Annotated in this window: 12 protein-coding genes; 6 read left to right on the forward strand and 6 right to left on the reverse strand. The window is 74.6% G+C overall.

Features of this window, described 5'->3' with window-relative positions; genetic code table 11:
• Nucleotides 1–37 precede the first annotated feature (37 nt).
• The gene (locus tag QI554_RS23760; protein WP_281472232.1) at nucleotides 38–916 is read right to left on the reverse strand and encodes a thioesterase family protein; all 879 of its coding nucleotides are present in this window, start codon (nucleotides 914–916) and stop codon (nucleotides 38–40) included.
• Nucleotides 917–1100: 184 nt separating this feature from the next.
• Here QI554_RS23760 and QI554_RS23765 point away from each other — a divergent pair, with 184 nt between their 5' ends.
• Nucleotides 1101–1322, forward strand: a complete 222-nt coding sequence (locus tag QI554_RS23765; protein WP_281472233.1) for a cation:proton antiporter regulatory subunit — start codon at nucleotides 1101–1103, stop codon at nucleotides 1320–1322.
• Nucleotides 1323–1386: 64 nt separating this feature from the next.
• Nucleotides 1387–2592 carry a cation:proton antiporter gene (locus QI554_RS23770; RefSeq protein WP_281472234.1) on the forward strand — a complete coding sequence of 402 codons (1206 nt, stop codon included), beginning with the start codon at nucleotides 1387–1389 and terminating at the stop codon, nucleotides 2590–2592.
• Nucleotides 2593–2615: 23 nt separating this feature from the next.
• On the opposite strand, the gene QI554_RS23775 is transcribed toward QI554_RS23770, so the two are convergent.
• Nucleotides 2616–3716, reverse strand: coding sequence for a zinc-dependent alcohol dehydrogenase family protein (locus QI554_RS23775; RefSeq protein ID WP_281472235.1), 1101 nt, complete (start codon nucleotides 3714–3716; stop codon nucleotides 2616–2618).
• Between the two features lie 242 nt (nucleotides 3717–3958).
• On the opposite strand from QI554_RS23775, the gene QI554_RS23780 reads away from it, so the two are divergent.
• Entirely contained in the window at nucleotides 3959–4735 is a 777-nt protein-coding gene (locus QI554_RS23780; protein ID WP_281472263.1) for an MmyB family transcriptional regulator, read from the forward strand.
• A gap of 623 nt (nucleotides 4736–5358) precedes the next feature.
• Here the strand turns inward: QI554_RS23780 and QI554_RS23785 are convergent.
• Nucleotides 5359–6483 (reverse strand): hypothetical protein, encoded by a 1125-nt coding sequence (locus QI554_RS23785; protein WP_281472236.1) that lies wholly within the window; start codon nucleotides 6481–6483, stop codon nucleotides 5359–5361.
• A 277-nt stretch (nucleotides 6484–6760) separates the two neighbouring features.
• Between QI554_RS23785 and QI554_RS23790 the strand changes: the two genes are divergently transcribed.
• Nucleotides 6761–8062, forward strand: coding sequence for a hypothetical protein (locus QI554_RS23790; RefSeq protein ID WP_281472237.1), 1302 nt, complete (start codon nucleotides 6761–6763; stop codon nucleotides 8060–8062).
• An 18-nt stretch (nucleotides 8063–8080) separates the two neighbouring features.
• Here the strand turns inward: QI554_RS23790 and QI554_RS23795 are convergent, their stop codons facing one another.
• The gene (locus QI554_RS23795) at nucleotides 8081–8833 is read right to left on the reverse strand and encodes a TetR/AcrR family transcriptional regulator (protein ID WP_281472238.1); all 753 of its coding nucleotides are present in this window, start codon (nucleotides 8831–8833) and stop codon (nucleotides 8081–8083) included.
• Nucleotides 8834–8964: 131 nt separating this feature from the next.
• Here QI554_RS23795 and QI554_RS23800 point away from each other — a divergent pair, with 131 nt between their 5' ends.
• Entirely contained in the window at nucleotides 8965–10134 is a 1170-nt protein-coding gene (locus QI554_RS23800; RefSeq protein ID WP_281472239.1) for an FAD-dependent oxidoreductase, read from the forward strand.
• A gap of 12 nt (nucleotides 10135–10146) precedes the next feature.
• Here the strand turns inward: QI554_RS23800 and QI554_RS23805 are convergent, their stop codons facing one another.
• A complete protein-coding gene (locus tag QI554_RS23805; RefSeq protein ID WP_281472240.1) occupies nucleotides 10147–12051 on the reverse strand; it encodes a hypothetical protein in 1905 nt (634 codons plus the stop codon).
• A gap of 30 nt (nucleotides 12052–12081) precedes the next feature.
• Nucleotides 12082–12537: a flavodoxin family protein gene (locus QI554_RS23810; protein ID WP_281472241.1), complete on the reverse strand. Its 456-nt coding sequence runs from the start codon at nucleotides 12535–12537 to the stop codon at nucleotides 12082–12084.
• Between the two features lie 313 nt (nucleotides 12538–12850).
• On the opposite strand from QI554_RS23810, the gene QI554_RS23815 reads away from it, so the two are divergent.
• Nucleotides 12851–13045, forward strand: coding sequence for a hypothetical protein (locus QI554_RS23815; protein ID WP_235057015.1), 195 nt, complete (start codon nucleotides 12851–12853; stop codon nucleotides 13043–13045).
• Nucleotides 13046–13117 lie beyond the last annotated feature (72 nt).

Raw genomic sequence — 13117 nt, forward strand, 5'->3', positions numbered from 1 at the left:
GTCCAGCCGTACCGCCCGAACCCTCCGGCGGGGGAGCTCAGTCCTCCGCGCCCGGCACCGGCGCCACGAACAACGACTGCGCCACCGACCCGAACAACCCGGCCTCGTCGAACAACCGCGTCCGCGCCACACCGACCCCGGCGTCACCCAGCTCCATCGCCGAATCCAGGCACAACCACTCCGCCACCGGCGTCCGCAGCAGATGAATGCTCAGATCCAGGTTCGGCCACACGAACCGCCGCGAATCCAACTCCGCACCGATCCCCGAACCCGTGTCCGCGACCAGCACCACCCGCTCCAACGGCCGCGGTTCCTCACCCGCCACCAACGCCCGCGGGCACCGCACCCACGCCACCGCCGGACCCGGGTACCGGAACGACCCCGACACGAACCGCCAGTCCAACGCCCGCCCGTACCCGAACCGCCGCGCCAACGGGCCCTGCGGCTCCGCCGGAACACCCGCCGGAACCGCCGCCGGCGCCAACGCGCCCGCCGGCAGGCCCGGGACCTTCGCCGCCCGTACCCGCCACAGCTGCGCCGACAGGCACACCCGCCCGTCGACACTCAGCTCCCCGGCGACCAGCTGCACACTGCGCCCGTCCCGGACCACCCGCACCCCGACCCGCACCTCACCCACCGGCACCGGCCCCAGGAACTCCACCGTGATCCGCGCCGGGACCAGCTCCGGGCGCGGCGCCAGGCGCTCCATCCGGCCGGCCAGCAACGCCGACGGCGGGCCGCCGTGCTGCTGCTCCAGGCTCCACGGCCCCTGCGTCAGCTCCGACGCCGAGAACCGCTCACCGCCCAGCGGGACGTAGAACGCCCCGTCCCCGCCGCCCTCGTCGACCGGGACCCCCGCGCTCGCACCCGCACCCGTGCCCGCGTCCGGACCCGTGTCCGCGAAGCCACCCGACACCGCCACCACCCCCGCGCACCCGCGACCAACGCCCCACCGGACGACTCACCGAGCGCATCCCATCACAACCGGACCCCACCCGGCCGTGGATCACCCGACCCGCGCGCCCCGACGCCTACCCTGACCAGAAAGCCGCAAAATCGGTTAATACGCGCAAACAAGACACCAGGCGCAGGAGACCCCCATGACCCCTCAGGTCCCCATCACCTCCAACCCGCTCCCCGGCATCGGCACCCAGTACATCCTCACCACCCAAGGCGGCCGCGCCCTCAGCATCGTCGCCGCCCGCGACGGACGCCGCAGCCTCGCCATCTTCGAAATCGACGACCCCGACGCCTGCGGACCCGGCGTACGCCTCACCCCCGCCGAAGCCACCGCCCTCGCCGAACTCCTCACCGCCGACTAGCCCCCAACGCCCCCAACGCCCTCACCGCCCGACCCCACGCCGACCCGGAGCCGCGCACCAGCCCATGCACCCCGCCACACTGCTCATCCAACTCGGCGCCGTCATCCTCGGACTCTCCGTCCTCGGCCGCCTCGCCGCCCGCATCGGCATGTCACCCATCCCGCTCTACCTCCTCGGCGGACTCGCCTTCGGCCACGGCGGCATCCTCACCCTCGCCCAGAGCGACGGCTTCATCTCCGTCGGCGCCGACATCGGCGTCATCCTCCTGCTGCTCCTCCTCGGCCTCGAGTACAACGCCGGCGAACTCGTCACCAACCTCCGCGCCGGAGCCCCCGCCGGCGCCCTCGACCTCGTCCTCAACGCCACCCCCGGCCTCCTCGCCGGACTCCTCCTCGGCCTCGGCCCCGTCGGCTCCGTCGCCCTCGGCGGCGTCACCTGGATCTCCTCCTCCGGCGTCATCGCCAAAGTCCTCGCCGACCTCGGCCGCCTCGGCAACCGCGAAACCCCCACCGTGCTCAGCGTCCTCGTCCTCGAGGACCTCGCCATGGCCCTCTACCTGCCCATCCTCACCGCACTGCTCGCGGGCGTCGGCCTCCTGGGCGGCACCGTCACCGTCCTCATCGCCCTCGCGACCATCGCCACCGTGCTCTACATCGCACTACGCCACGGACCCCTCGTGTCCAAGGCCCTCTCCAGCGACGAACCCGAGTTCCTCCTCCTCGGCGTCCTCGGGCTGACCCTCCTCGTCGCCGGACTCGCCGACAAACTCCAGGTCTCCGCCGCCGTCGGCGCGTTCCTCGTCGGCATCGCCATCTCCGACGAGGTCGCCGAACACGCCCAGAACCTCCTCACCCCGCTCCGCGACCTCTTCGCCGCCGTCTTCTTCGTCTTCTTCGGCCTCTCCACCGACCCCGCCGACCTGCCGCCCGTGCTCCTCCCCGCGACGCTCCTCGCCGTCGCCACCACGGTCACCAAGGTCGCCACCGGCTACTGGGCCGCCCGCCGCGCCGGCATCGCCAAACCCGGCAGCTACCGCGCCGGCGGCGAACTCGTCGCCCGCGGCGAGTTCTCCATCGTCATCGCCGGCCTCGCCGTCGCCGCCGGCACCGACAGCCGCCTCGGCCCCCTCGCCACCGCCTACGTCCTCATCCTCGTCACGACCGGACCCCTCGCCGCCCGGTACGCCGAACCCGCACTCCGCGCCGTCTTCGGGCCACGACCCGCCGCCCGACCCGTGCCCGTACCGGACGAACTCGACCTGCTTCCCTGAGCCTCGGGACGGCTCCCCGCGCCTCAGCCCTCGTGCGACACCACCACGCGCCCGAAGGCCCGGCCCGAGGCATGCCACGCCAACGCCCCGTCCACCTCGCCGAACCCGAACACCCGGTCCACCACCGGCCGCAGCCCGTGCACCTCCACCGCACCCATCAGCGACACCAGCTGCGCCCGACTCCCGACCGCGACACCGCGCACCCCCACGCCCGAGTCGAACAGCAGCCGCGCGTCCACCGGCGGACCCGTCACCGCGTCCCCGACCCGGTAGCCCACATACGCCACCTCACCGCCCAGCGCGCCCGCACGCAGCGACTCCGCCACCGAACCCGCCACGTCCACCACCAGCTCGGCGCCCCGGCCCCCGGTCAACTCCCGCACCTCCGCGGGCCAGTCGCCCCTCCGGTCCAGCACATGGTGCGCACCCAGCGCCCGCAGCCGCCCCGCCTTGCCCGCCACGTCACCGGACGTCACCACCACCCGCGCACCCGCGAGCGCCGCCAGCCTGACCACCGCCAGGCTCACCCCGCCCGTGCCCAGCGCGACGACCGTCTCGCCCGGCAGCACCCGCCGACCGCCCGTCAGCGCATTCCACGCCGTCAGCCAGCCCAGCGGCAGCGCCACCGCCTCCTCGTACGACAGATGCCCCGGCAGACGCACCAGCGCCGACTCCGCCACCACGGCGTACTCGGCCAGCGCACCGTCCACCGAGCCGCCCAGCTGCGCCGCGTACGCCACCGCGAACGGCCCGTCCAGCCAGTGCGGGAACACCGTCAACGCCACCCGGTCGCCCTCCGCGACCCCCGACACGCCCGCGCCGACCGCGACGACCTCGCCCACGCCCTCACAGCCCGCCACCACACCCTCCGCGAGGGGGAGGGGATAGTCGGCCTCGCGGACGAGCGTGTCGCGGAACCCGACCGCGTTGGCGCGCATCCGCACCAGCGCCTGGCCGGGGCCGGGCTCGGGCACCGCGTGCTCGCGCCGGGCCAGGCCGAAGGGGGCGGCGCCGGGGGAGAGGTGGTAGCTGCGCATGGTGGAGGCCGCCTTCCGGTCGGTGTCGGGGACGGCCGTGACCGGGGCGGCGAGGGCGCAGGACTCGCGAACAGGGCTGACAGGCATGGGAAATCCACTCCTCGGGGGAAGGGAACGTCGGGAAGAGGGGGACGGGGCCGGCGCCGGTGGGGCCGCCTCGTCGACGAACCACATCCTGCGTCCGGCACGGGACGCCCTCAATTCCCACCTGGGTATCGCCGCGCTCGACGCGCTAGAACTGTGCGGTGACCACCAGGACCTCCGTACACCCGCACGACAGGCGCGACGCACACGCTTCGCACGACACGCACGAGGCGTTCCCCGGCGAACTGCGCCGCCGCCGCGCCTCCCGCCGCCTCAGCCAGCTCGAGCTCGCACTCCGCGCGGGGACCACGCAGCGCCACGTCAGCTACATGGAACGCGGCCGCGCCCGGCCCGGGCGGGCGATGGTCATCCGCATCGCCGAGTCCCTCGAACTGCCGCTGCGCGACCGCAACCTGCTGCTGCACTCGGCCGGCTACGCGCCCGCGTACCCCGAGTCCAGGATCGACGAGCCGCTGCTGCGGCCGGTGCGGGACGCCCTCGAGGGGGTGCTGCGCGGACACATGCCGTACCCGGCGATGGTGCTGCGGCCGTACGGCGAAGTGATCGCCGCCAACCCGGCGCTCGAGGTCCTGACCGAGGGCGCGGCGGCCGAACTCCTGGAACCGCCGGTCAACATGCTGCGGCTGATGCTGCACCCCGACGGCATGGCGCGCCGGGTCGTCAACGCGGCGGAGTGGGGGAGGCACGTCACGGACAACATGCGCGCGCACGCGGCGCGGAACCCGGACCCTCGGCTGGACGCGTTCATCGAGGAGCTCAGCGGCTACCTGCCGCCGCTCGACGAACCGGGGGCGGACCACCTGGGGTTCGCGGCGCCGATGCGGCTGCGGACGGGGGGAGGGGAGCTGCGGCTGCTGACGACGCTGACGTCGTTCGCCACGTCGCTGGACATCACGCTGGCGGAACTGCACCTGGAGGCGTTCCTGCCGGCGGACGAGGAGAGCGCGGCGATCCTGCGGGAACGGGCCGAACGGCACGCACACGAAAGCCGTGTCGTGTAATCGGCATTACACGACACGGTTGCAGGGAACCTCAAAAGCCCTCCGGGGAGGGCCTGTTCGCACCATCGTGACACAGCACGGCGCGGGGCGCGCGGTGAACGCCCGGGTTGGGGGCGGGTGGTGGGCCGGACCCCTTCAAGATCGTTTCGGACGTCTCCGGGGCGGGCCGGATGAGCCAGGGGATCTGTGCGCAGGCGCGGGTCGGCGCCGGGCCGACTGTGTTGTGTGCGCCGACGCCACGCCACGCCTGCGCGCTGACGCACGCCGGAACGCGCGATCCGGTTCGCTGTTCGCTGCAGGTGCGGCCCGCACGCAACGGCCGTGCACCCAGGGCCTGCGATCCCACGCCGGAACGCATTATCGGCGAACCGCGGAAGGCGCCGAAACCCGCTCCACACCAGCCTGTTCGCGCCTTCCCCGGTTCGCCGATAATGCACATTATGTCAAGTAGTGCGGACGGAGCCCCGGACGAGCCCTCCTCCGACACCCCTCCTCGAACCCTCCTCGTGGGGGCCGGGGGCCCCCCCCGCGCCCCCGCCCCCCCCCCCCCCCCCCCCCCCCCCCGGCCCCCCCCCGGGCCCCCCCCCCCCCCGGCCCCCCCGGCGGAGCGGGCTCTCCGCCCGTCAGCCCGTCGGCAGCCCGAGCCCGTAGAACCGCACGTCGTACGGCCCCACCGACTCCGCCTCGCCGCCCACGATCAGGTCCCGCGGTTCCGCCACGCCCGCCGCCCGCGCGGTCGCCACCAGCATCTCGGCCAGTGCGCGCCCGTCGGCGGCCCCTGGCCCGCCCGCGTCGACGCGCCAGCGCGGGTCGTACGCGTCCGGCCACACCTCGTCCAGCAGCCGCGGATGGTCGGCCGGCTGCCCCCAGCCCAGCGCCCGCAGGTCGAGCTCCGGCGCGTACTCGTTGGCGAACGTCGCCAGCCCGAGGCTGCCGCGTGCGTCGATGTCGAACAGCAGCGGGGCGCCGGAGCCCGCGCCGCGCCCGTACACGGGCATGGAGATGCCGTGTCCCAGCGCGAGGGTCTCCGCCGCGACGGTGTCGAGGAACCCGCCCACCGACCGCACCACGGTGTCCCAGCTCTGCGCGTACCAGCCCCCGGGGAAGCCGAGGCCGCCGTTGCGCGGGTCGCGGTTGGCGCCGAAGTAGCCGTCGATCGAGTACTCCTCGCCCACGCCCAGCCGCCAGAACCAGTTCTCGATCGGGCCGGTGGGCATGAGCACCAGTTCCGGTCCCCCGCGCCCGGCGCGCAGTTCGAGGGAGTCCGGCTCGCCGCGCCAGCGCAGGTACGGGGCGCCCCACGGGGCGGTCGGACCGTACATCGGGCCCAGCGAGCCGTGGCTGCCGATGACGGTGGGCTCCCCCAGGACGTCGGTCAGCAGGCCGCGTACGGCGCGGAACAGCGCGGCGTCCAGGGCGGGTTCGCCCGCGGGCGAGGCCGCGAGCGGGACCGCCAGCTCGAGGTAGGTCTCCCCCGACGTGTGACGCTCCGTCAGGCGGTCGACGGGCCGCAGCCGCGCGGTGGAGCCCGGGGCGCCGCCCCAGTGGCCGGTGTCGGCGACGGGTCCGTCGGGTGTGTCGCGCCAGGTCCAGCCGAGGTCCGCGACGAGGGCGCGTGCGCCGGTGTCGGTCCAGCCTCCCGCGTCGGCGTCCGTGAGGCGCCGGGCGACCCCGGCGATGTCGATGGCGTCGTCGCCGGCGTTGTCGATGTCCGCGGCGGCGTCCGCGGGTCCCCGAGAGTCGTTCATGCGTCCATCCAAGCGTGCGCCTCTCCCCCACGCCGGGACGGCGGCCGCACGCCCCGGCCGCGCCGCGGGACCGCCGCCGTGCCGGTGCCCGTCGGTGGCGCCTCCACTGCGAGGCGTACCCGCCGCAGGTCGGGGCCGTGCCGGCCGTGAGCGGCGTGTTTGGTTGGTGCCGCGGGACCTGGCACTTTCGGGCGGATTTCAGGGCTTCGCCTACCCGAGGCCCCGGACCCGTTCTATCGTCGGCCCGATCGGTGTCACCCGACGGAAGGGGCCGGCCGTGACCCGACGAGGTATGGGTGCCGCACGGGTGGGCCAGGCTCTGGGGCTGGTCCCTCGGCAGGTCAGGCTGGCTGCGCGGGCGGGGTTGCTGGACCAGCACGAGGACGGGTCGTTCGACGCCGAGTGTGTGGCGCGGGCGGCCGCGGACCAGCGGCGGTTCCTGGACGCGCTGCACCGTGAGGAGCCGCTCAGCGCGCGGCAGGCGGCGGCGCGGTTGCACATCAGCAGGGAGCGGTTCCGGCGGGTCGCGCGTACTGCCGAACTCCCGGTCGTGGAGCGGCAGTGGCTGCGGCGGGACGGCCGGGACCTGGAGGTCTGCTACTACCGGACGGCGGACGTGGACGCGCTGCTCCCCCACGTCGTGGCGGACATCGAGCTGCGCGCGGCGGCGGCGGTCGTCGCGCGGTCGCAGGCTGCCGCGAAGGCCGCGCGTACGCGTGCCAGGAACCGTGAACGTGCTTACTCGGCGCGGCAGTTGCTGAGCATGCGCCGTCCGGGTACGGCAGGTGACCCGGTCGAAACGGTTCTGTGGGCGGTGGCGCTGGGTGCGGCGCACGGGAGTTTGGCGCCGCGGCTGCGCCGGTTCCGGGACGACACGCGGGCGTTGGCGCTGGCGGAGCTGGTGGCGCAGGCGCGGTTGAAGCCGGCCGAGGTGGAGGCGATGGCGCTGGAGGCGTTGGGCCCGGCGTTGCGTGCGCTGCCGCTGCTTGTACGTCCGGCGGAGGTCGCGGGGCGGTTGGGGGTGCCGGCGTTGCGGGTGGCGGAGCACATTCCGGCGTTGCACGGCTATATCGCGCGGACCACTCTCGAGGAGCTGGCGCAGGTGCCGCCGGGGTGGTTGCTGATGCTGCGGGGCGACCAGGAGCTGACGCGGGTGTCGGCGATGTGGGCGCGGGAGCAGGAGCGGGCGTGGGAGGTCGCGCAGGAGCGTGCGGACGCGGTGCTGCGCGACGCGGAGCGTGCGGTGGCGCGGTTGTCGGACGAGGCTGTGGCGGACCTGTTCGGGTTGGACGCGGGGTTGGTGGCGGAGTTGCGGCCGCGGCGGGGGCGGTGGGCGGCGGCGTATGTGGAGCAGTTGCTGCGGGCGCGTCCGGCGTGGTTGGCGGACGACGCGTCGGCGCGTGACGAGGTGGCGCGGCGGGCCGCGGCGCGGGAGGCGCGGCGGTTGGGGTGGCGGCGGGCGTGGGCGCATGTGTTCGGGGTGCCGGTGGAGGCGGTTCCGGAGTCGGTGGGGCGGCCGTCGCCGGCGGCGGTGCGTGCGGCGTTGGCGGCTCCTCCGGTGTGGGCGCGGCGGGGCTGATCGCAGCGCGCGCTCGGGTCAGCCGGTGACGGCGGCGATGCCGTCGAGGACGTGGCGCAGGCCGGTGTCGAAGGCGGTGGCGGGGTCGGGTGTCTTGGCGCCGGCGACGATGCGGGCGACGGCCGGGTAGCGGCCGGTGGCGAGCATGCGGGTGAGGTAGGGGCCGACGCTGGTCTGCCATTGGCGTTTGTCGAGGCCGGTGGCGCGGTGGGCGCGGCGTTCGGCGATTTCGCGGCGGACGGCTCCGGCGGTGTAGGCGTGGAGGGTGCCGACGGCGCCGAAGGCGGCGTCGGGGTCGGCGAGTCCGGGGTGCCGGGCGGCGGCGGCGAGGGCCGCGTCGAGGGTGGTGAGTGCGGCGGGGCCGAGGTGGGGGCGGCCGCCGAGCAGGTCGGCGAACCATTCGTGGCGTAGGGCGGCGTCGCGCATGTGGTGGGCGTGGGCGTGGAGGGTGGTGCGCCAGTCGGCGGCCGGGGGGTCGTGGGCGAGGGCGTCGGCGATCTCGGCGTGGACGGCTTCGGCCATGAGGTCGAGGAGTTCGTCCTTGGTGGAGAGGTAGCCGTAGAGGCGCATGGGGCCGGCGTCGAGAGCGGCGGCGACTTTGCGGACGGAGACGGCGTCGAGGCCGTCGGTGTCGGCGAGGGTCATGGCGGCGCGGACGATGCGGTCGCGGCTGAGGGGTGCGGGGCTGGGGCGTTCGGCGGGTTCGGGTCGCTCCCAGATGAGGGTGGCGGGTTCGGGCTCGGGTGTGTCGGTGCGTCTGCGTGTGGTCATGGGCCTCTCCGCTGGTGCGGTGTCGTGGTGCGGGTGCTCGCCCGCCTCGTGTGATACATCGTATCTGTCGATACAGTGTATCGATGAGTACGCCGTATCGCCGACCGAGTTCGACCGAGAGGGAGGCAGCCATGCCCGCGACCCGCCCGACTCCCCGCCCCGACCACCCCCGCATCGCGATCGCCGGCGGCGGCCCCGGCGGCCTCGTCCTCGCCCGCGTGCTGCACCTGCACGGGATCCCCGCCACCGTCTACGAGCGCGAGGCCTCGAGGGAGGCCCGCGGGCAGGGCGGCATGCTCGACCTGCACCCCGGCACCGGGCAGCGCGCCTTGGACGAGGCGGGCCTGACCGACGCGTTCCTGGCCGTCGCGCGCCGCGAGGGCCAGGACATGGCGATGGTCGACCCGTCCGGCACCGTCCTGTTCCGCCACGACACCGCCGACGACGCGCCCCTGGAACGCCCCGAGGTCGACCGCGCCGACCTGCGCCGCATCCTGCTGGACTCGCTGCCGCCCGACACCGTCGCCTGGGGCCGGCGGCTCACCCACGCGACGCCGCTCCCCCGCGGCGGACACCGCCTGCACTTCTCCGACGGCACGCACGCCGACTGCGACCTGCTGGTCGGCGCGGACGGCGCCCACTCCCGCGTCCGGCCGCTGCTCACCGACGTCCGCCCCTCGCACGGCGGCACCATCACCGTCGAGCTCGGCATCCCCGACGCCGCGCGCACCCACCCGCACCTCGCCGCGCTGGTCGGACGCGGCAACTACTGGGCGATCGGCCCGCAGAAGGTGCTGTCGGCGCAGGCCAACGGCGACGGCCGCATCCGCGTCTACGCGACGCTGCGCGGCGGCGAGGACTGGTTCACCGCCTCCGGCCTCGCCGACGCCGCCCCGGCGCGGGCGCGGCACCTCGTGGCGGACCTGTTCGCCGGCTGGGCGCCGCAGTTCGCCGAGCTCGTGCACGCGTGCGACGACACGGTCGTGCCGCGTCCGACGTACGTGCTCCCGGTGGGCCTCACCTGGGACCCGGTTCCGGGCGTGACCCTCCTCGGCGACGCCGCGCACCTGATGCCCCCGGTCGGCCAGGGCGCCAACCTCGCGATGCTGGACGGCGCCGAACTGGCCCTGGCCCTCGCCGCGACGGGCGACGTCGAGGAGGCCGTACGGCGGTACGAGCAGCCGATGTTCCCCCGCGCCGCGAAGGCCGCCCGCGAGAGCGCCGCGGCCGTGGACGCCCTGCTCTCCGACGAGGGCGCGGCGGGCATGCTCCGCTTCTTCGGCCTCGAGGCGGCTGTCTGACCAAAGTGCGGGTCAGCGCACCGAGTCGCGGGCGACGGCGAGGAGTTCGGGCAGGGTGCCGGCGAAGTCGGGGAAGAGGTGGAGGGCGACGGCCCACGCGTCGGCGTCGTCGCCGAGGTGCGTGCGGGTCAGGGCGCGCAGGCGGGCGTACAGGCGCGGGTCCGGGGATGCCTGGGGGGCGGCGTATGGCTGCTGCTGTCGGGCGAGCCGGGCGGTGTAGCGGCTCAGCCGGCGCGCGCGGGTGACGATGTCGACCGGGGCGGCGTGGAGGTGCGGCGGGCTTGGGGGGGACCACCGGTCCAGGGGTGCGCGGCTGATCTCGGCGATGCGGAACCGGGGGCTGCGTGTGCGTTCGTCGGCGAGGTATCCGACGGCGGCCTCGGGGAGCAGGTCGTCGTCGGCGGCGCGGGCCAGGGCGTCCCACGGGAGGACGAGGTGGTCGCGCACATAGTCGGAGATGAGCCGGTGCGGCGGTTCGCCGGCGCGGAGCCGGGCGATGAGGGTGGTGCCGTCGGGGTCGTTCCCGGGCGCGTGGGCGCGCAGGACGGCGGCGCGTACGGCGGGCGGGCGGTCGGGGGCCCAGTTGAGCAGCTGCTGGGCCATGAGCGGGTCGAGGTAGGGCGCGGTGGCGGCGGCCGTGGCCTCGGTGGCGCAGGCGAGGAGGGTGAGCAGTGCGCGCCGGGCGTTGCTCGGTCCGGGCAGGGCGCGTAGGGCGGGCTCCGGTGGGGTCAAGGGCCGGAGAGGTTCGGGGTGGGCGGCGACGTCGGCGACGAGTTCGCGGACGGTGCCCGGGAAGTCCGGGACGAGGCGGTAGGCGGTGAGGAGGGCTGCCGGGTCGCCGTCCCAGGGCGCGCAGGCGTCGGCGAGGGCGGCGAGGGCTTCGGTGTCGTCGACGGGGATCTCGGCGAGGACGGTCAGTGCGGGGCTTACCTCGGTGAGGACACGGTCGAGCGGCCACCAACGGCCTGGGATGCCGCGTCGCAGGAGGTGTCTGAGGAGTGCGGGTCCGCGGGCGGCGTCCGGGGTGGTAAGGGTCTCGAACGGCAGGTGGGGGGCCGCGTCGATGGTGGCGAGGGCGTCGTACCGGAGTGCTTCGGCGACGATGTGCGGCGGGCAGTCCGGGTGTGCGGCGAGGGCGGTGAGTTCCCCGCGGCGTGCCGGGTTGTGGGCGCGGGTGTAGCGCTGGTAGTCGGCCCACAGGCGGTCCCAGTCCAGGGATGGCGTGGGGCGCGGGTCAGCGCCGCCGCAGCGGAGTTGGCGGAGGAGGTCCGCTGTGCGGGGGTCTGGCCAGGCGTCGGGGTCGCGGTGGGCGGCGACGTGCGCGGCCGGGTCGGGGGCCGCGAGGGCGTCGCGGACGAGGGCGCTGATCCCGGGGTGGAGGTGCTCGACACCGGCGGCGATGCCGGGTAGGTGGCGGCCCTGGCCGTGGCGGAGGGCGGCGGTGAACAGGTCCAGCACGACCGGGGTGGGCATCAGCCGGGCGCCGTGGTCGGCGGCGAGGCGCACCGCGTGGGGGAACGGGCTGCGGGCGACGGTGATCGGGTCGGTGGGCGCGTAGGCGGCGCAGGCGTCGGCGAGTCCGCCGTCGTCGTGCCAGCCGGGGGTGTGCGGGTCGATGTGGTCGAAGATGCGGGCGACGGCGGTCGCGTCGGTGGCGGCGACGGCCTGGAGGACGGCGGCCGCGTTGTCGGGGCGGACCAGGGTGGTCAGGCGGGTGACGATGTCGGGGCGCCAGGCGCCGTGGGCGTCGAACAGCGCTGCGGTGCCGTCTTCGTCGGCGAGGGCGGCGGCCGCGGTGCGGGGGTCGAGGTGGAGTGTGTCGGCGAAGAGCGTGGTGAGTTGCGGGCGGAAGCGTGCGACGAGTGCCTTCCGGACCTCGGGTGGTGCGAGGCGTAGTGCGCAGACGAGTTCGAGCATGCGGTTCCCCCGTAGCCCGTTGGGCCGGTGTCAGGCGTCCATGAGTTCGGCGGCGACGAGGGCGGCGAGGTCGGTGCAGGCTTCGCGGTGTTGTTTGGTGACGGTGCCGATGCATTCGACGGGGGGTCGGACGCGGCGCAGGCCCATGGCCTGGGCGGCGTTCTCGACGGATTTGACGGCGCCGGCGGTGTCGTTGCCGCCGTGGACGTAGAGGCCGTAGGGCTTGTGGTGGAGGGCTCCGGTGTCGAGGTAGAGGAGCTGGTCGAACCAGTGTTTGAGGGCGCCGGACATGTAGCCGATGTTGGCGGGGGTGCCCAGGAGGTAGGCGTCGGCCTGGAGGGCTTCGACGGGTGAGCACAGGAGGGCGGGGCGGACCTGGACGTCGACGCCGGTGATGTCGGGGTCGCGGGCGCCGGTGAGGGCGGCGTCGAGGAGTTCGGCGAGGTTGGGCGAGGGGGTGTGGTGGACCACGAGCAAGACCGCCACGCGGGGTGCTCCTTCGTCGGGCCGGGTTCGGGTGGCCGCATCTTCTCAGGGTCGTGGGGGGCCGGTGGGTTCGGCGGTGGGTTGGGCCGGAGGGGTGGCGGGACTACGGCACGAGTGTGATAAGCGGCAAATACACCCTTTTGCCACTACCCCGATCGCGCTGCGGTTTGTCACGATAGATGCACTTTCTGTGATCTTCGTGATCCCGCGTCGTTCCACCGTCCCCGTTGTCCCGTTGTCCCGAAGTTGTCCCCGTCCCACATCCGCACGACGTGCGCCGGCCCGCCGGACGCACCGCACACAGGAGTTCACCGTGGTTCTGTCCATCTCCGGAGTCCTGCTGCTCGGCGTCATCGCCTTCCTGTTCTTCCGCAAGGACGGCATGAAGATCTCCCACGCCCTGGTGTGCGCGCTCTTCGGCTTCTATCTGGCCAGCACCGCGATCGCCCCGCACATCAAAGCCAGCGGGAACAGCCTCGCGAGCCTGCTCGGCGGCCTGAACTTCTGACCCGCGGCGCGCCCGGCCTCCCACGCCCGGCCCGCCCGTCCCGCACCACCACCTCCCGCACCGCAGCGGCCC

Origin of the sequence: Yinghuangia seranimata, from assembly GCF_029953285.1 — a bacterium.
Taxonomy (GTDB): Bacteria; Actinomycetota; Actinomycetes; order Streptomycetales; family Streptomycetaceae; genus Yinghuangia; species Yinghuangia seranimata.